Here is a 19711-nt window from a genome sequence, read left to right on the forward strand (position 1 = left end):
GCTGATCACTCCTCAACAATCAAGGATGATTGGCCATGTCTCTCTCTCCCCTGCCTGCGGAAAACGCGGACAAAGGACGGCACTACGAATTCATCAAGTCCGCCGTCAACGACAACTTCAAAAGCGCCACCGTCACCCGGAGCCTCGCCTTGGCAGTTTCGCCACTGAAGAACGAAGCCTGGTACACCAAAGCACCTTCCGCGTATCTGAACAAACTCGCTGCGGCCAACCTCAAGGCCTGGGGATCGCAGAACCAGGTTGATCATCTCTTGGCGAAAATCGATCTCCATGCCTTCGCCGAGCCGCTGCTCAAGGCAAAAATCAAGGAGCGGCACGGCATCGAGCCGGACGTCAAAAGCACCTTTCTGCGCCTGTACCTGCCCAAGGACAAACCGTGGTACGCCATCGACCTTTCCGCAGGTGTCGTGACCCGCACCGTCTCGCTGCTGGATGCCGCCCTGCACAATTTCGCCAGCAGTGAAACGGTCGGCCATGGCTCGGACTACATCAGCGAGCCCGATGAGCGCGGTCTGTTCGATGTCGTACCGATCAAAAGCGCCATGCCCATCAGCCAGTTTCAGGCGCTGTGCCGCGATCTGGATATCGGCGCGCGGTATAAAAAACACCTGGAAAGTTACCTGCTGCCCGGCGAACCGCTGGCCGAGAGCGTGCTGCAGTACAAGGTCAACCAGAGTCAGAAGGACGCCCTCGCCGTCGCCGCACATTTGGCCCTGATCAAGGACGATATCCAGTACGACGCCTACAAAATGCTCTTGAGCCTGACCGAGGAAAAACCGCAACTGCTGCTCAATGGCCGCGCGATGCAGTGCGCTGACCTGTCGCTGCTCGGCACCCGGCTGACCGGGATTCTGCTGCTGACGCACACGGCATCGGACAGCCGCGGCGTTCGACGCCTGATCGTCTACATCCCCCACGACCCGGATCACCCGGTCAAGGAGTACAACTCTCTGAAAGCCTTCCGGGAGGAGTTGGTGCGCCAGCTTCGTGAAGACCGATTCAGCGAGTGGACCGAACAGACCTACCGTCAGTTCTTCAGCCAGTTTGTCGACCATCAGCAGCGCGGGCATTTCTTTGCCGAGCTTGAGCAACGCCTGTTCATTGTCAGGTATCACCCGCGTCAGGATCCCACCGATCAGCAACCACCGTGGCGCAAGGACCCGCAGGACAATCCCAACCTGCAGTTCGGTCGGGTGAAATTGCAGGGCAATTACTGGCGCCACGCCTATCAGCAAAAGCTCAACAAGATCCTCAACGACGCCCGGGAGATCGCCGTCTCCACCGCCGACACCGACAGCAAAGCGCGCTGGGCGTGGTGGGACAACTTCAAGAAAATCCTTTCGGACATTTTCAACGTGGCGCTGTTGATCGCCACACCATTCGTGCCGGGGCTGGGCGAATTGATGATGGCCTACACGGCCTACCAGCTAACCAGCGATGTGATCGAAGGCATCGTTGATCTGGCCGAAGGGCTTTGGCAGGACGCTGCCGGGCATGTCATCAGTGTGGTCACCGACATCATTCAGTTGGCCGCCTTCGCCGCCGGCGCGCAGATCGGCGAAACCTTTCGCGTCAAACTGTCGTCGCTGGTAGACGGCATGAAACCGGTCAAGCTGCCCAATGGCAAAAACAGCTTATGGCACCCGGACCTGAGTCCCTACGAACGTAACGAACTGATGCTCTCGCCCGGCGCCAAACCCGATCGCCATGGCCTGCATCAGTACCGCAACGAACACGTCCTGCCGCTGGAAGGCAAGCTGTACGTCGTCGAAAAGGCCACGACTGATGCGACGTCCAACACCCACCGCATCAAGCACCCGAGCCGCGCCAACGCCTACCGGCCGAAAATCGAACACAACGGCCACGGCGCCTGGGTGCATGAAGCGGAGACCCCGCACAACTGGCCGAATGACGCGCTGATGCGACGACTGGGCCACAGCGTCGAACGCTTTTCGCCCGCGGAACTTGAGCAGATCCGCATCGGCAGCGGCACCGATCACGACGCCCTGCGTCAGATGCATATCGACAACAGCCCGCCTCCGCCGCTGTTGGCCGACACAGTCAAACGCTTCAGCGCCTACGACGATGTACTCACGGCGACTGCCGACATCCGCGCGGGCCGCCCGATCGATCCACAGGCCGTCTGGCTGGAACCGGTGTTGACCGGTTTGCCGGGCTGGCCTTACAGCAAAGCGCTGGAGGTGTTTGCCGATGCCAGTCTGAGTGGTTACTCGCGCAAGTACGGCAATCCGCAGGCTGCGCCGGCGGAGACGTTGCGCATCAGCCTCAATGATCTGAATGCGGGACAGTTGCCGGATCGCGTGGCGAACTTCCTCACCAATGAAGAATTCAACCACCTGCTGGGCCCGGACATTGCCCCTGACCAACGCGTCGCGGCCTTGCGCAATCGGCTCGCCAATGCCGTCGATGAGCGTCGCGGGGACGTCTCCCGCCGTGTCTATCAAGCAGGCGAAAGAACCGACAAAACCGACATCAAAACCGTCAGACAGACCTTTCCCGATTTGCCGCTGCCGCTTGCCGAAAAACTCGTGGCCCAGGCCAGCCCCGCCGAACTGCAAAGAATCGCCAAGGAAAAACGCCTGCCGTTGCGCCTCAAGGTCCAGGCCCGGGAAATGGCCTTCGAAGCCTGCGCCACCCACGCCTACGAGGGCTTTTATCATGACGAGCTGATGACCGCAGACAGTGAACGCCTGGCCCTCAATACCCTCAGGCTCAACACCGACACCTTTGCCGATCTGCGTCTGGAAGTGCGCGACGGCACCTACGACGGACCACTGCGCTGCAGTGTCGGACCCGATGATGCAAGCGTCGTCAGGCGCCTGATCCGCAACGAACAGGGGCGCTATGAAGTGCTCGACGCAGGCAACCGCACGCTGCATGACGCGGATGATTTCTACGAGTCGATTCTGCAGGCCGTGCCTGCCGAAAAATTGCCAGCCGTGGGTTACCGGCACGGTCAGGGGCGCCCGCTGAAACGGTGGATCATGGAAGAGGCCGCCGCCCCTGCGCAGCGCCGAACCGCGCTGGCGGAACCGCCGATCCGCTCAGTGGCGACGATCGAGACCGAAACGCTGGTGCGCGGTTGGCCGTGGTTTTGGGCTGAACCGACGCCGGAACAACGCGTCAGTACGCTCTACCCGAAAATGAACACAAGAGAGGTGAATGCCTTCATTGAAGTCTTGCAGCGCAAGAGCGACGGCAATGCAGTCGATGCCATCGCAAAGCTGGAAAGCGAACGCAAGGATTTGCACCGTAAATTACAGGCATCGCGTGAAAAACACCCCGCCGGCGTGGACGACGAGGGAAATCCGGGCTACGGAGCGTCCATGGATTACATGCAACTTGGCGGGAGGCACATAGAAGAAAGGTTAATTGAGTGTTTCGAGCGCAAAAGCGCGGGGTTCGACGAACAGATCCATCATCCAGAGCAAGGCTATACACTGGACCTGACCACTGAGTTGAACCGATATGATCTCGAATACTGGTGGGAAGAATTGCGCAAGCAACCCGGCATGAAGCAACACCTTGATCAGATCACCGCACTGAGGCTCAACAAGACATCCCTCTCGGCAAATCGCGACGGACTGCTCGGCAGCTTCCCTCATCTGCGCCAATTGAGCGCCCGCCAGTGCAATCTGAAAGAAATACCCTCCAGCATCGGCCAGATGCGTCAACTCGAGGATCTGGCCGATAACCGCATCGACTTGACGTATCGCTCCAGCAAACAACTCGACGCACTGGTACGTCTGCGCACGCTAAACCTGAACGGCAATCCCTTGCGCATCCCCCCGGATGTCGGGCGAATGTACCGGCTGGAGGAGCTGAGCCTGGCTAACACCGACATCCAGACCTGGCCCAAGGGGCTGTTCAAGGTGGACAGCGTTGACCGGCAGCGACCGCGCAGTTTCATGCTCGACATGCGGGGGGCGCCAATCAATACCCTGCCCGAAGTCACGCCTGGCTCTGATCAGGCGTTTGTGCTCAGCCGCGCACGTTTCAGCCTGGAAAAACTGACCAATGAAGAGCGGAAGCGTTTTGGCGAGTATCGAGAGTCTTCACGCCTGGGTTTGGTGCAGGATTATTTTCCCGCCGCCAATGACGAACTCCGCCATTGGCAACTCGCTGCCGATGTGCCCGGCGGTTTCGGCCCGTCTTCGGCACTGAGCAAATATCGCGAAGAAACCTGGCATGACCTGATGGCCGAGCCGCACTCCGCCGGTTTTTTCAGCGTGATTGCCAAACAAAGAGAAAGCGCCGACTACCTGACGGAGCCCGCACGCCGCAAGCTGACCCAACGTGTCTGGGAAATGGTCGAAGCCGCCGCCCTCGATTCAGAGCTGCGCGAAAAACTGTTCAGACAGATTGTGTCCCCGGAGGACTGCGGCGATCTCGGTGCGCAATTGTTCAATTCACTGGGAATGAAAGTGCTGGTGTCCAAAGCCTATACAGCGCCGACATCGGCCCAGGTTCTGGATAACACCCTCGTACGCCTGGCCCGCAGTGCTGCGCGGCTGGACTTTGTGAGCGACGAGGCTCGCGTGGAGTACAGCAGCCAGGCGCAACAGAACCTGATCGATTCGAGGAAGCCTGCACCGGATGAAGTAGAGATTCATCTGGCACTCGAAACCGGCCTGGCGCAAAGACTGGAACTGCCTTGGCAATCGGAGGGCATGCGCTATCAGCCTCGATCCGGTGTCACTAACGCGGAGATCGAACTGGCGCACAGAATGATCATGAATCGGGAACAGGGCGACGGCTTGGTCAATAAAATGATCAACCTGGCTTCAGACAACTTCTGGGAGCGTCATCTGCGCAAGACCCACCCGACGCAATACGAGCGTAATGATCATCTGTTTGAGAACAAACTCGAATGGGTCGAAGAATTGAAGGAAATAAAAGCGCAGTGGGCTGAACTCAAGGATCCGGGTCAGATAAAACCACTGACGCAAAAACTGGAAAGTCTTGCGAACCAACTCGGCATTTCCGTGGCCGATGTACTCAAGGATGAGCCCTTGAGCCAAAGGCTGTACCAGGACCTGCAGAAACAAATCGGTTATCAGCGCGATGACCTTTCCCGACAATTGACCCGGGAGGCCATGAGAATCGCGAACCTCTGACGGCAGGCTTGCAAACCGGTCAGACCATCAAGGACTGGCCGGCCCCTGCGACAGCTTTTCGCCCCCCCATAGGCCCGGGCTTGCGTGCTCTGGGTCAGGCCAAACCGCGCTCATTCTGCACCCGGCGCCCTGGCGGTGAACATCAGCACCACCGTGCCTTGGTAATCCCCGGAGAGATACCCCCCTTCCGGCTCGATCGGATCGATCTTCAACGCCACGCGTTTGCTCCTGGCGGCTTCTTCCTCGGACAGCACCTGGCGCGGAGTGGCGTGCGAACTCAGCTCGACATCATTGAAAGAGACCCGCAGATCGATCACTCCGCCGGGGCGGCCATTATCCAGATAGGGGTCAAAGATCAAACGCGCTTCGATCGCGCTGCTGTCATGGTGCACATCGAAATTGCGCATCAGCCCGCTGAGGGTCGAGCGCTGATAGTCCCACTCAAGCCGCTGTGGCCGGTGAATCCAGTCCGGTTCTGCCGGAATGATGTAGAACGGGCGGCTGGGAATGGTCAGGGACACTTCGAAAGTGTGCTCTTCGCGCGCGGCCCACGCCCCGGCGCCGGTCAGCGCAGTGGCGACCACCAGCGCGGCGGCGGTGCATTGCTTGATCATGTTGGTTACCCGATGGGTCAATGGAAAACAAACCTAGCGACTGGCGGTCTTCATGCTTTTTTTCTCGCTGCCTTCGATCAGGAAGAAGCGGTATTCGCGGCCCTTTTCCTTGTCAAAGGCAAAGGTCTTGCCCGCCAGCACGTGGTGTTTGGTGGTCGCGCCGCAGTCGCTTTCCTTGCTCAGTGAACAGCTCTTGAACTCATCGACAATCAGCACGGTGTTGCCATCGTTACGCAGTTCATAGCGTTTTTCGGTGTCATTGATGACGGTGGCAAAACGCGCGTCCTTCGGCCGCACAAAGAAGATCGTGCCGAACCCGGTCATTACGTTGACCCCGGCTGAAAGCGAGTTTTTGTAGTCTTCGCGCTCCTCGCTGCTGACCACGAACTCGTCTTCCTTTTCCGGCACCACCGGGACGAAGCGCACGCGGAAATAGCGCTCGCGATCGCGCTCGCCCATGTACAGCAAACGCGTACCCTGCATGCCCTGCGCCGGGACGATCAGCCGCGCCGGACTGGCCATCACGCCATTGCGTGAAGCGCCGTCGGCCGCGTTTTGCACGGGCACTTCCTGCGGCACGCCATCGGCGCCGTAGATGATCTCCAGCACATTGACCTTGACGAAAGCCGTGGCATCGCCGCTGTTGAATACGCGTTTCAGGTAAGTACTTTTATCGGCGTCGAGATAGTCGTAGACGGTGCCGACGTTGATTTGCGGGCCGGCCTGCGCCGTCAGGCAACACACGCTGAGCACGCCCAGCAGAAAACCACGTTTCATCGCGTTCAACTCCATGAAAATCGAAAAGGGCCAGACTGGAGCGCTCACGCATCCGAGTCCCAGATAATGGTGATGTTGCCGCGCAGCCGGTCGTTCTTTCCGGGGCGCAGGAGGAATTCGATCGCAAACGGGTCCAGCTCGAAATGCAGCGTGCCGCCCTTGCGCTCCACGTACATGTTTGGCTGGAACGGCCCCATCCAACTGTTGAAATGCAGTGGAATTTTGCTGACGGGGCCACCGCCGGGGCCGTCGATTCCCGCAGGCAAGGACATCGAGACCTTGACCTGAACGGAATCGCCCGAAGGGCTGCCGAGGTTGCAGTACGCCCCGCCCTGGGAACTGCACAGCATCATCACCTTGAAGCGCGAAGATGCCGAGATGAAGAACGGTTGGTCGCGGAAGATCCGCGACGGCTTGCGCCCGCTGTCGATCCACGGCGCCCATCCGCCTTCGGGTTCCAGCGACACTTTGTTGCCACCCGGCGGGAGATCGACTTTGAGGGTGTGCTGTACGTCCAGTACGAAGTCGAGGGTCAGGTTGGAGTCATCAGGTTGAAAACTCTGGCCCATATCGAAATCGCCGCCATTGCCCAGGCGGTAGCTCAGTGACCCGGTGTAAAGGCCCGATGACATGCCCAACGGATTTGGCGTGCGCAGTTCATAGGCGAAGTCGAGGGTATCGAAGTACATGGACGGAATGGTCGCCAGGGTCTTTTTGACACAGAGGTCTTCGACAGGGGTTTTCCAGAAAAACCGGTAGTCGGTCGGGGAGTAAGCGCCGACGCCGCTGTACAGGCACGGCGGGGACGCATACACCCAACTGCTGCCTTCCCAGAGCCGTTGATGGCCGAGCAATGGATCGCTCACTCCGACCAGTTCGTGGGCCGGCTGGCTCAGGACGTATTTGGAACCGACGCCCGTAATACGCACTTCCACGGTTTCCGTTTCCATCGTATCGGTATTGGTTACTGTCAATCGGCGCCAATTGGCGGGCACCTTTATGCCGACGCCCCAATTGGGCGGGAGGGTCAGGGTGGAGTTGAACCGGACCGGCGTCTGAATGCTGAACATCGAGTTTTCCGCGCATTGATCCGGATAAGTCGCGCAGTAACCGCTGTTGGGGGTCTGGTTGACGAACACGTTCTTGCCCGGCTGCGAAGAGTCGGGCTGAAACAACGCGCGGATCTCGTGGCTGGCCGCCTGCGCCGAGGACACACCCAGCGCCAGTGCCAGCGCACAACCACCTGTCATCATTTTCATAAGATCAACCTGCCTTCTGTTCGGTGGAGGTGGCGTCAGCGAGGGTGTCCGGCGTGCAGCGCAGATCGCCGATCATCAGCACATTGTTTTCGCTGCGATGGTCGGACTCGTTGAGGCGGAACTGGCAGAGCAACTGGTTGCCCTGACGCACTTCCAGGGTCGGTGAGCCGGCGTTCATTTCCATCGAGAAGAACCCGTCGACTTCGCTCACCCCACGGCTGGCGTGGTTGATCACGTGGTGGCCCTTGAGCGGCCGCCCCTGGCCATCCACCAGTCGGCCGAGCACGGTCATGGTTTTCATCACGCGGACCTTGCGGTACTCCACGCCACCCTTGTTCAGGTGATAGCGGGTGCGCGGCGGTTCGATAGACGCGGCCGGCACGTGGTTGCCCTCGAAGTCGAAACTCACCGAGCTGTTCTGGTACGCGGTGATCGGGATGAAATTGCGCCCCGGCTTCAACGCCGCACCGCCACCGCTGAAATCGTCGGCCCGCAGGACGATGTCCTCGATGTCCGACTCGACATCGACAATCAGCCCGGCGCCACGCACTTCGGTCTGACTGGTCATGAGCATCTGCTGCGCACCGACCACCAGCGTGCTATCGAGGTTGAGGCCGCCGGTGAAATTGCCGTTGTAGGAGGAGCGCTGAATAAAGCCGTCACCATTGACCGCGTCGGTGCGGAAGTTGGCCAGGCTGGCGACGCCCACCCCGTAGGTGTCGGTGAGTGCCGTGACCGACACGTTCTGCAAGACGTGATCCCGGAAATCCTTGCGCCAGCCGAGCGAGGCGTTGTTGTCACGCGCACCGTCACGGGCCGTGCGTGAGCCGATACTGCCGCTGATCTGCTGACCGGGGGCGCCGAGTGCCATGTTGATGCTCAGGTCGACCCCGCGATTGCGCGCATCGCCGCTGCTGAAACTGCCGGGACGATCAAAAATCGACAGGCGCCAACTGGCATCGCTGCCCAGCACCATCGTGCGCTGCGTCCAGCCCAGATCGACGCCCATGCCTTCGACATTGCCCTCGCTGTGCGAGACCCGCGCGTTGACCGAACTCTTGCTGCTGAGGCGATGGTTGAGCGCCAGCGAGGAATTGCTGGTCTGGCCGATGAACACATTGCGCGGGCGCACCCGGGTGCCGTCCGGCAACGTGTCGTAGGTATTGGTGGTGTCGAGCCAGCTGCGGTTATGGCTGACGACAAGGCTGCCGGCGCCGTAGTTGTAGAGGCTTTGCAGATCGAGACCGGTGCCGTAATCCTCGGTCTTGTAGACGTTGGCGTAGAGGCTGATGTGATTGGCCAGGGTCCAGTCGATGGACGTGCCGTATTGCAGCTTTTCGCGAATCTGCCGCGCCGACAGCCCGAGGATGACGCGCGGATGCAGCAGGTAATTCAGCGAGGCACCTGCGGTCGGGCTGCCGCTGGCCTGGGTGTCCCAGTTGCTCAGCAGTTTCTGTTCTTCGCCGGCAAAGACGTTGTAGCGCCAGCGCTCGTCGAGGTTGCGCCAGTTGTTGGGCTTGTACACCAACTCCTGAGTAGTGGAGGTGATCTGGCCGTCTTCGATCAGCCGGACTTCCACCTCATAAATGCCACCGGGCAGCGGCCGGGTGTCGAGGGTCTGCAAACCAGCCGGCACCGATTGGGTATTGATCAGCAGGCCATCGCGCCAGATCTCGACGGAACCCTGGCGGTTGGCGGTGACATAGATCGGATAAACGCTGGGCATCGGGCTGTTGATGGCCAGGCTGTCGGAGCTGCCGTACATCACGCCGACGGCGGTGTCGGGACTGCTGCCGAACGTACGCGGCTGGCGTGTCAGCCCTTCGGAATTGGGGGTGAAATAGCCCAGGCGGAAAAAACTGCCTTGCAGTTCGCGCTGGGTGTGCAGCTCGTGAACGGAGTGATAAAGCTTGTCGTCCGGACCGCCGAGACGGGCCACTTGCAGATTCAGCGTCTGACTCCAGCTGCCCAGACTTGAGCTGGCTTCGAGGCCGAAACGCCCGCCGAGATCCTGATCTTGGCCGCCATTGAGGTTGAGCTGGTTACGCACCATCAAGCCATGACTGCCACCATCAGGCTGTTCGTAGTAACGCTTGGCCTCAACGTCGCGTTCGGCATTTTCAGTGAGAATCGAGACCAGCGAGTTTTCCAGGTTGTAATGCACCGCCAGAAACTGGTCCGGGCAGGAACCGCTGCACGCCCCCAAGGGCACGCCGGGTTTCAGATAGCTCGCCCATTTTTCCCGCTCGGCGGGGCCAAAACGATTTTCGCTGGTGTCAGTGAATTCGAGCAGGGTGAGACGATCGTCGCGGGACAACACCACCATGGCCTCACCCAGTGGTTGCTGATCGACTTCGACCCGTACCGCCAGCGGCACATCAAAGAAATGCTCCTCGAAATCCGCCGGCAAACCCTTGGCCTGCGCCAGCAGACTGCGGGGTGTGGTGCCGGTGGAGTTGGAAGCCACAGCTGCGCTGGCACAAAACAACAGCGCAAGCGCAGCCGCGATGGGTGTCATCGGGAACATGAACGCGTACTCGGATAACAAACAATGGAAGTCCGTCGAGGCAAACAAATCGTCAGCCCCGACGGTCAAGCGTCAACATTGAAGTTGGGCTTAGTGCCTGATCGATCGATCAAGTGACTGCTGTTATGGCGTCACGGCGTCGAAGATCATCGCCACGGCCCCGGTGTAATCACCCGGCTGGAAGTTGTTGCCCACCGCGCTAATGTTCAGCGGCGCACGGTAGTTGTCATTGGACTCGGCGTCATCCACGACCATTTGCGGAGTCAGGGTCAGTTCCTTGTTGTTGAACAGCACGCGCAGTTCGATAGAAGTACTGCCCGAGACCAGTTTTGGCAGGCTCTCGAGGCTGGCGTGTACCGAGCCGTTATTGTTGCGCACGTCGAAGAAGCCATTGACGTCGCGCATCTTGCCGGTGGTTGGCTGATAGCTCATGTCCTGGTCCTTGTTGACCAGATCCGGATCGGTCGGCACCACATAGAAACCGTTGGTCGGCACATGCGCGACAAGGCTGATCGAGTGCGACGCTTCACCAGCGGCGAATGCGCCAGTGGAACCCAGTGCCAGAAGAGCCAGTGGAGCGGCGATTGCGAGTTTCTTGAACATCGTTATGTACCTGTTTTCTTGATAGGGGGATGAACATTGAAAGTTCAGGTAAATCATTGCCCGAGTTGAGCCAGATCAACTTGAACGTTCAACGCCTAGGCATCATCGACTGTTGCCTCTGGAAAGTAAGCAAGCAACTTCCGATAACCTCGTAGTTAAACAACCCCATGACCCGCCAGAAAAAAGAACAAAATAACGATATTCGAAACAGTAACTGTAAGTTATCCCCTACAGACAGTTTAAATTAAAAAACCATACAGCAACTTCGCCCCGACAGTACGGCAACTCAGGGTCATTTAGAACATATACTCTACATCAAATAGAGTGATGACTTTAACTTTCAAGTTATCGCTGACTTACATCCCGCCGAAAAATCATCGCTTGCATTGGCGGGTGGGCTGCCGCTCGTCAGCCGAGGTCGCGACGCGGGGAAAAACGTCTTGCACAGACATTAAGATATATCTTAAGTTGTATCTAAACACGACGAGAGAAGACCGAAATGAGAGACCATCATTCCCCCCACCGCGAACACGGCGACGGCCGTGACGGCTTCGAGAAGCGCCCCGGACGTGAGCGCGGCGGCCGCGGCCCACGGGTATTCGCCCCCGGTGACCTGAAATTGCTGCTGCTGGCGCTGGTGGCCGAACAGCCGTGCCACGGCTACGACCTGATCCGCCAGATCGAAGGCATGTTCGACGGCGCGTACAGCCCCAGCCCCGGGGTGATCTACCCGACCCTGACCTTTCTCGAAGAGAGCGAACTGATCACTGGCGACGCCGAGGGCGGTAAAAAACGCTACAGCGTCACCGAGGCCGGTCGTTTATCTCTCAGTGAGCAAGCGGTCGCGCTGGACGGCGTGCGCATGCGGATCGATGTGAGCAAACGCTCACTACGTGGCCATGATCGGCCGCCGGAAATCCACGAAGCCGTGCACAACCTGCGCCATGCCCTGCAAATGCACCACGGCCGCTGGAGCGCCGCAGAAATCCTGCGCGTGCGTGACCTGCTCAACGACACCGCCAAAGCCATCGTCGACGGCCCTGCCGTTCAACCTGCCCCGGAGAAAGCCGAATGACTGCAGTCGATACCCAAACCATTCACCGTGTGATGCACGAAATCAAACGCCGCAAGCTGGAAGTCCTGCGCGTGGTCGACCTGACCCCGCGCATGCGCCGCATTACCCTCGGCGGGCCGGAGCTGGCCGGGTTTATCAGCCTGGGCACTGACGATCACGTCAAACTGTTGTTCCCGCAGAACGCCGAACAAGCCGCCGCGCTGGAGACCATGGTGCTCGGCGCCGGCAAGGACGATGGACCAAAACCGGAAATGCGTGATTACACGCCGCGTCGCTACGACCTCGATGCGCTGGAACTGGACATCGATTTTGTCCTGCACGGTGACGGCCCTGCGTCGACCTGGGCTGAGCAAGCCAAGCCAGGACAATTCCTGCACATCGGCGGCCCGCGCGGCTCGATGATCGTCCCGGATATTTTCGACAGCTACTTGCTGATCGGCGACGAAACCGCCCTGCCCGCCATCGCCCGCCGCCTCGAAGGCCTGGCGGCCAATCGCAAGGCCTTGGTGGTGATCGAAGTGGAAAACGGCGCCGAACAGCAAGTGCTCGAAAGCGCGGCGCAGGTCAATGTGATCTGGGTGTTGCGCGAAGGTAGCAAGGACAACCTGCTGGCGACGGTGAAGCAATTGCAGGTGCCTAAAGGCAATCTGTATGCGTGGGTGGCGACCGAAACGAAAGTTTCACGGCAGATTCGCCGGGTGCTGATCGATGAGCATGGGCTGGATGAACAACTCATCAAAGCCGTCGGCTACTGGCGCGCTGAAGGATCGGAAGAAGAGTGATATCCCTTGTAGGAGTGAGCCTGCTCGCGATAGCGGAGTGTCAGTCAATAAATTTGTAACTGATCCACCGCCATCGCGAGCAGGCTCACTCCTACAGGTGCTTTAACTTCGTGCAAGCCTCCAGCGGTCGAGGCTGATGACCAACAACCCAATCCCCACAAACCCCAGCAATATCCCCCCGGCATTCAGCAGCACCTGTGAATAACCCAACACCGCCACATCAATGAACGGATACGCATACGCGCCGAGCAGATGCCCGCGCAGCAAGGCGTAGATGAAATACACCAGCGGATAGATCAGCCACACCGGCAGATGCCCCAACCGCAGCGTACCTTTCGGTACGCAGAGCCACCAATAGCCAAGAAACAGCAGCGGCATCACGTCGTGCAGCAACTCGTCAGCAATAAATTGCCAGCCTTCCGGGTGCCACAAATGCCGCAGCAAAAGGCTATAGGCAAGCCCGACCACAGCAATACTCACGGCAATGCCACTGCTGACCCACGGCTGCAAAAACCAGCGGCGCGCGGCGGTTTCGCGAGCGGTCACGGCACAGGTCAGCACCGTCGCCACCAGCGTGTTGGTCAGAATCGTGAAGTAGCTGAAAAAGCTCACCAGCCCGCCCAACAGGCTGGCGCCGACGCTTAAACGTGCGAAGAAAATCAGATAAAGCTGAATGCCCAACCCCGCCCAGCCCAATATGGCTGCGCAGGTGATCAGGCGGCGGCGCCAACAACCGGTATGCATTTCAGAGCGGTCGCTTGGTGCGCATCAATTTCACGTACAGACGCTCGACCTTCTCGCGCGCCCATGGCGTTTTACGCAGGAACGTCAGGCTCGACTTGATGCTCGGATCACTCTTGAAGCAGCGAATATCGATGCGCTCGGCCAGTCCCGACCATTCGTAATGGCTCACCAGTGCATTGAGGATCTGTTCAAGGGTGACGCCGTGCAGCGGATCGGGAGTTTGTTCGTTCATGCCAGGCCTTTGGGCGAAGTGAAAATGCGGAAGCCGCGCACCTTAGCCGAGGGGCTGACCGGGTGGAAGGCCTGACTTCAAATGTAGGCCAACCTGGAAAGATCGCAGGCCACGACCCGGCCGACAATGCGCCCGTTTGCCGCACTGTTACCGAATCCGAAACGCTGCATGTTCACAAAAGGCCTTTGTCTTTTTGTAACAGATCTTTATCCTGCCGCCCTTCCGCTGAATCGCTTCACTGCCTGCGACATATTGAAGCGCTCGAATTGCACCCCGAAAACACCAAAAAAAGACTGAGCCATGCCCGATTTTTCCTTCTCCCGAGACAGCGCTATCTCAACCCTGCGCACCCTTGGCGGCTTTACCGCCCTCGGCCTCGCCACTTGCGTTCAAGCGGCGCCCGCGTTCGACAGTGAATCACCGTACATGCTCGGTGACTGGAACGGCACGCGCACCGAACTCTCGGAAAAAGGCTACGACTTCAAGCTCGATTACACCGGCGAAATGGGCAGCAACCTGCACGGCGGCTACGACCACGACCGCACTGCGCGCTATAGCGATCAGTTCGGCCTGGGCACGCACCTGGACTTGCAAAAGATCCTCGGCTGGGACGACGCCGAATTTCAACTGACCATCACCAAGCGCAGCGGCAACAACATCAGCAACGACCGCATCAACGATCCGCGCGTTGGCGGCTTCACCTCGGCCCAGGAAGTCTGGGGCCGTGGCCAGACCACGCGCCTGACGCAGATGTGGTATCAGCAGAAATTCTTCGATCAGAAACTCGACATCAAGGTCGGTCGCTTCGGTGAAGGCGAAGACTTCAACAGCTTCCCGTGCGACTTCCAGAACCTGGCGTTCTGCGGCTCGCAGGTCGGCAACTGGGTCGGCGGCATCTGGTACAACTGGCCGGTCAGCCAATGGGCGCTGCGCGTCAAATATCACCTGACCCCAGAGCTGTACGCACAGGTCGGCGCTTACGAGCAGAACCCGTCGAACCTCGATCGCGGCAACGGTTTCAAACTCAGCGGCAGCGGCACCCAGGGCGCGATCCTGCCGATCGAACTGGTGTGGACGCCGAAACTCAACGGCCTGCCGGGTGAATACCGTGCCGGTTACTACTACAGCAACGCCAACGCCAGCGACGTCTATAAAGACAGCCACGGCCAACCGGCGGCCCTGAGCGGTGAAGCCTATCGCAGCGCGTCGAGCAAACACGGCGTGTGGCTGGGTATTCAGCAGCAAATCACCAGCATGGCCAGCGATAACTCGCGCGGCCTCAGCGTGTTCGCCAACGGCACGATGCACGACAAGAAAACCAACGCGATCGACAACTACGTGCAGGCCGGCATCACCTACAAAGGCCCGTTCGATGCGCGCGCCAAGGATGACATCGGTTTCGCCCTCGCCCGCGTGCACGTCAACCCGGCCTTCCGCAAAAACGCCGAAGCCAGCAACCGCGCCAACGCCGTGTACGACTACGACGATCCGTCCTTCCTGCCGCCGCAAGACACCGAATACAGCGCCGAGCTGTATTACGGCGTGCACGTGACCAACTGGCTGACCGTACGCCCGAACCTGCAATACATCCGCCACCCCGGTGGCGTGAACAACGTCGACGACGCCTTGATCGGCGGGATCAAGATCCAGTCCTCGTTCTAAACGATTTACGTAAATCCATTGTAGGAGTGAGCCTGCTCGCGATAGCGGTGTTTCAGGCGACATCTCCAGTGACTGAAACACCGCCATCGCGAGCAGGCTCACTCCTACAAAAAAGAAATTCGTTAGCTAAACAAGTTTTTATCTGAACCATGCCTGTGCCAAATCGTCATCTAAAGTGACTACAGCGCGGGACTACATAAACGTCACGGAGAATCACACTATGAGCACCGAAAGTGCTTCGAGTCGGGGCCGTCTGCTACCGAGCCTGCTCGGCATTCTGCTTCTACTGATGGGCCTGGCCATGTTGGCCGGTGGGGTCAAGCTGAGCATGCTCGGCGGCTCGCTGTACTACCTGCTGGCCGGTATCGGCATCGCGCTGTCCGGCATTCTGATGCTGATGCGCCGTCGCGCGGCGCTGGGCCTGTACGCCATCGTCTTGTTTGCCAGCACCGTTTGGGCGCTGTGGGAAGTCGGTCTGGACTGGTGGCAACTGGTGCCACGCCTGGCCCTGTGGTTTGTCCTCGGTTTCGTCATGCTGCTGCCGTGGTTCCGTCGTCCGCTGCTGCTTAACGGCCCGGCGCCAATGGGCACTGGCGGTCTGACCGTCGCTGTGGTGCTGGCCGGCGTCACCGCTCTGGCCAGCCTGTTCACCCACCCGGGCGAAACCTTCGGCGAACTGGGCCGCGACACCGCGGACACCACCAGCACCGCGCCAGCCATGCCCGATGGCGACTGGCAGGCCTACGGCCGCACCGAATTCGGTGACCGCTACTCGCCGCTGAAGCAGATCACCCCGGCCAACGTGGGCAAACTGCAAGAAGCCTGGCGCATCCAGACCGGCGACCTGCCAACGGCAGATGATCCGGTCGAACTGACCAATGAAAACACTCCGCTGAAAGCCAACGGCATGATCTATGCGTGCACCGCGCACAGCAAAGTGTTGGCCCTAGACCCGGACACCGGCAAAGAACTGTGGCGCTTCGACCCACAGATCAAGAGCCCGGTCGGCTTCAAAGGCTTCGCGCACATGACTTGCCGTGGCGTGTCGTACTACGACGAAGCCGCTTACGCGAAAACTGAAAACGCTGCCTCGGCGGTGATTTCCGAAGCCGGCAAAGCCGTTGCGCAGGCTTGCCCGCGTCGTCTGTACCTGCCCACCGCTGATGCCCGCCTGATCGCCCTGAATGCCGACACCGGCAAGATCTGCGAAGGCTTCGGCAAAAACGGCGTGGTTGACCTGACCCAAGGCATCGGCCCGTTCACCGCTGGCGGCTACTACTCCACCTCGCCAGCGGCGATTACCCGTGATCTGGTGATCATGGGCGGTCACGTCACCGACAACGAATCGACCAACGAGCCATCGGGCGTGATCCGCGCTTTCGACGTGCGCGACGGTCACCTCGTATGGAACTGGGACAGCGACAAGCCTGACGCCACCGAGCCTTTGGCACCGGGCGAAACTTACAGCCGTAACTCGGCGAACATGTGGTCGCTGGCCAGTGTCGACGAAAAACTCGGCATGGTTTACCTGCCACTGGGCAACCAGACTCCAGACCAGTGGGGCGCTGACCGCACCCCGGGCGCCGAGAAATTCAGCGCCGGCGTCGTCGCCCTGGACCTGGCCACCGGCAAAGTGCGCTGGAACTACCAGTTCACCCACCACGACCTGTGGGACATGGACGTTGGCAGCCAGCCAACCCTGCTCGACATGAAAACCGCCGACGGCGTGAAACCGGCGCTGATCGCTCCGACCAAACAGGGCAGCCTGTACGTCCTCGACCGTCGTGACGGCACGCCGATCATTCCGATCAAGGAAATCCCGGTCCCGCAAGGCGCCGTCAAAGGCGACCACACCGCACCGACCCAGGCCCGTTCGGACCTCAACCTGCTGGCTCCGGAACTGACCGAAAAAGCCATGTGGGGCGCGAGCCCGTTCGACCAGATGCTGTGCCGCATCCAGTTCAAGGAACTGCGTTATGAAGGCCAGTACACCCCGCCGTCGGAACAGGGCAGCCTGATCTATCCGGGTAACGTTGGCGTGTTCAACTGGGGCGGCGTCTCGGTCGACCCGGTTCGCCAGATGCTGTTCACCAGCCCGAACTACATGGCCTTCGTTTCGAAAATGGTGCCACGCGAGCAAGTCGCCGCCGGCAGCAAACGCGAAAGCGAAACCGCTGGCGTGCAACCGAACACCGGCGCGCCATACGCGGTGATCATGCACCCGTTCATGTCGCCATTCGGCGTACCGTGCCAGGCACCGGCCTGGGGCTACGTTGCCGGTATCGACCTGACCACCGGCAAAGTCGTGTGGAAACGTAAAAACGGCACCAGCCGCGACAGCTCGCCCATCCCGATCGGTTTCACCCTGGGTGTGCCGAGCATGGGCGGTTCGATGGTCACGGCTGGCGGCGTCGGCTTCCTCAGCGGCACCCTCGACCAGTACCTGCGCGCGTACGACGTGAACAGCGGTAAAGAGCTGTGGAAATCGCGTCTGCCGGCTGGCGGCCAAGCGACGCCGATGACCTACACCGGCAAGGACGGCAAGCAATACGTGCTGCTGGTTGTCGGCGGTCACGGTTCGCTGGGCACCAAGATGGGTGACTACGTGATTGCGTACAAACTGCCGGAATAAGCTTTAACGGCGGTAAATGAAAGGCGATGCCCCGCAAGGGACATCGCCTTTTTTTGTGCACACCCATTTTGAATCCACCGGAGAACCCTGTGGGAGCGAGCTTGCTCGCGAAGGCGTCAGCACATTCAACATCTACGGTGCCTGACACACCGCTTTCGCGAGCAGGCTCGCTCCCACAGTTTGAGATGTGTTGGTCTGTGGGAAATGTGCTCGTCCTACAGACGTTGAAAATTGCGCGGAGTTTTCCGACAAGTCGCGTCGGTTGTGCCTCGGAAATCGGCTGGATAGGCTCGTGGGGTCGCTGCAAATTCAGCGAACGGGCGTCGCGGCCCGAGCAGTTCATTCGATTTGATGCATAATCGCCAGCCCAAACTGAAGCGCTCAGGTGCTTGTTGTCTGGTTTGATGGTGGCTGTGCGCGGGATACCTTCGGGTATGCCGAGATTGCCGAATGGCTCGGTCCGCGAACCCGCGTACAGCTGCCACCCTCCGTCGCGTCGCGGTGATTGAGAGTGACAGCCCCACTTATCATTCGGAGCTTCACCATGAAAAAGCCAACACCCAATCCACCCGAAACCGAAGACACCACCCCCTACGAATTCCCCGGCTCGAAGCGATTCCACGAAGCCGCCGAACGCGCCCTCGACCACTACCTCAAACCCAACGCCTTGACCCTGCGCTTTCACAAACCCAGCACCATGTTCCAGGTCGCCCCCGAACAGGACAGCGAAAGCCTGCTGGTCCACGCCTGCGAATCGCTGGCCCAGGCCAGCCTCATGACCAGCGACATCGCCGCCTACATCGACCTGCCGCAGCGACGCACGATTCTGGCCATCCAGCAAATCATCATGCTCGCCGAACTGGCCGTGAACCGCGTGCTGGATAACCACGAAATCCGCCAATCCCCAACACACAGCTAACCCTCTGTGGAAGCGAGCCTGCTCGCGATGGCGTCAGCGCATTCGGCAGTTGGACTGACTGACACAGCGCTTTCGCGAGCAAGCCTGCCCCGCACTTGATCAACACTGTGCCTGCTATATAACTCCTATCAAGAAGGCTCATCGCGAACACGTATAAAAACCTGTCAGATATGACAGTTCACTGTCTTCACCCGCCCAATCAGACTTCCTTCTCCAACCAAAATCAGGCACAGGAAGCACCCCATGACCCATCCAAAGGCATCCCCAGCAGTTTGGGTAAACGGTATTCTCAACGTTAATGTAAAAGGCACCATTGGCGGTACGCCGGTTAATCTGACCAGCTTCGCGACAACCAGCATTTCCACCTCTTTCAACGAGCTCGGCGGTTACAATTTTTCTTTCGAAGATAACCACGGTTCATCGAGCCAACGAGCCATCTCCATCTCGCTTCGCAAGCTGCTGGATCCTGCAATCGCTGGCTACCTTGAATATGTCGTGACCGAACGAGGTATTCAGCTTTATGACTATGAAGTGACATCCTCTTCCGACATTTCTGTAAGTCAACTCAATAGCGGCCTGTACTTATACTCCCTCGATAACTTGCAACTTTCCGGTAAGGCACGCCACGGTGATGAAACACGTGAACTCACCGGTAACGGATACTTTTTTCTCCAAGAGCTGACTTACCCTGTCTAACAGACAGGTCAGGATTTCACTCGTCGGGTTAAA

14 protein-coding genes are annotated in these 19711 nt (G+C 59.4%); 7 read left to right on the forward strand and 7 right to left on the reverse strand.

Translation table 11 applies throughout. The features are described 5' to 3' along the window. Positions 1–35 precede the first annotated feature (35 nt). Positions 36–5156: a dermonecrotic toxin domain-containing protein gene (locus BMY54_RS07320; RefSeq protein WP_093430610.1), complete on the forward strand. Its 5121-nt coding sequence runs from the start codon at positions 36–38 to the stop codon at positions 5154–5156. Positions 5157–5266: 110 nt separating this feature from the next. Here BMY54_RS07320 and BMY54_RS07325 read toward each other — a convergent pair whose 3' ends face one another. The 5 genes from BMY54_RS07325 to BMY54_RS07345 all read right to left on the reverse strand — a co-directional run bounded on the left by BMY54_RS07325 (position 5267) and on the right by BMY54_RS07345 (position 10936). Continuing rightward, the gene (locus BMY54_RS07325; RefSeq protein WP_175559563.1) at positions 5267–5770 is read right to left on the reverse strand and encodes a CS1 type fimbrial major subunit; all 504 of its coding nucleotides are present in this window, start codon (positions 5768–5770) and stop codon (positions 5267–5269) included. A 33-nt stretch (positions 5771–5803) separates the two neighbouring features. After that, entirely contained in the window at positions 5804–6547 is a 744-nt protein-coding gene (locus BMY54_RS07330; protein ID WP_093430612.1) for a pilus assembly protein, read from the reverse strand. A 44-nt stretch (positions 6548–6591) separates the two neighbouring features. Further along, complete coding sequence (locus BMY54_RS07335; protein ID WP_093430613.1) at positions 6592–7806, reverse strand: hypothetical protein; 1215 nt, start codon at positions 7804–7806, stop codon at positions 6592–6594. Between the two features lie 4 nt (positions 7807–7810). Further along, a complete protein-coding gene (locus BMY54_RS07340; RefSeq protein ID WP_093430614.1) occupies positions 7811–10333 on the reverse strand; it encodes a CS1-pili formation C-terminal domain-containing protein in 2523 nt (840 codons plus the stop codon). 123 nt (positions 10334–10456) lie between these two features. Continuing rightward, positions 10457–10936 (reverse strand): CS1 type fimbrial major subunit, encoded by a 480-nt coding sequence (locus BMY54_RS07345; protein ID WP_093430615.1) that lies wholly within the window; start codon positions 10934–10936, stop codon positions 10457–10459. A gap of 499 nt (positions 10937–11435) precedes the next feature. Between BMY54_RS07345 and BMY54_RS07350 the strand changes: the two genes are divergently transcribed. Together BMY54_RS07350 and BMY54_RS07355 are read left to right on the forward strand one after the other, a co-directional pair. Then, a complete protein-coding gene (locus BMY54_RS07350) occupies positions 11436–12011 on the forward strand; it encodes a PadR family transcriptional regulator (RefSeq protein ID WP_093430616.1) in 576 nt (191 codons plus the stop codon). Continuing rightward, positions 12008–12793: a siderophore-interacting protein gene (locus tag BMY54_RS07355; protein WP_093430617.1), complete on the forward strand. Its 786-nt coding sequence runs from the start codon at positions 12008–12010 to the stop codon at positions 12791–12793. The genes BMY54_RS07350 and BMY54_RS07355 overlap by 4 nt, the downstream gene beginning before the upstream one ends. Positions 12794–12895: 102 nt before the next feature. Here BMY54_RS07355 and BMY54_RS07360 read toward each other — a convergent pair whose 3' ends face one another. Continuing rightward, entirely contained in the window at positions 12896–13537 is a 642-nt protein-coding gene (locus BMY54_RS07360; protein ID WP_093430618.1) for a Pr6Pr family membrane protein, read from the reverse strand. Between the two features lies 1 nt (position 13538). Further along, the gene (locus BMY54_RS07365; protein WP_007916799.1) at positions 13539–13769 is read right to left on the reverse strand and encodes a VF530 family protein; all 231 of its coding nucleotides are present in this window, start codon (positions 13767–13769) and stop codon (positions 13539–13541) included. Positions 13770–14069: 300 nt separating this feature from the next. Between BMY54_RS07365 and BMY54_RS07370 the strand changes: the two genes are divergently transcribed. From BMY54_RS07370 to BMY54_RS07390, 4 genes are all read left to right on the forward strand, one after another. Continuing rightward, the gene (locus tag BMY54_RS07370; protein ID WP_093430619.1) at positions 14070–15431 is read left to right on the forward strand and encodes a carbohydrate porin; all 1362 of its coding nucleotides are present in this window, start codon (positions 14070–14072) and stop codon (positions 15429–15431) included. A 220-nt stretch (positions 15432–15651) separates the two neighbouring features. Then, positions 15652–18063 carry a glucose/quinate/shikimate family membrane-bound PQQ-dependent dehydrogenase gene (locus BMY54_RS07375; protein ID WP_093430620.1) on the forward strand — a complete coding sequence of 804 codons (2412 nt, stop codon included), beginning with the start codon at positions 15652–15654 and terminating at the stop codon, positions 18061–18063. 544 nt (positions 18064–18607) lie between these two features. Beyond that, positions 18608–18982 (forward strand): DUF6124 family protein, encoded by a 375-nt coding sequence (locus BMY54_RS07385; protein ID WP_093430622.1) that lies wholly within the window; start codon positions 18608–18610, stop codon positions 18980–18982. A 243-nt stretch (positions 18983–19225) separates the two neighbouring features. After that, positions 19226–19678, forward strand: a complete 453-nt coding sequence (locus BMY54_RS07390; RefSeq protein ID WP_093430623.1) for a hypothetical protein — start codon at positions 19226–19228, stop codon at positions 19676–19678. Positions 19679–19711: the final 33 nt, after the last annotated feature.

It is taken from the genome of Pseudomonas sp. ok266 (assembly GCF_900110195.1).
Lineage (GTDB): Bacteria > Pseudomonadota > Gammaproteobacteria > Pseudomonadales > Pseudomonadaceae > Aquipseudomonas > Aquipseudomonas neuropathica.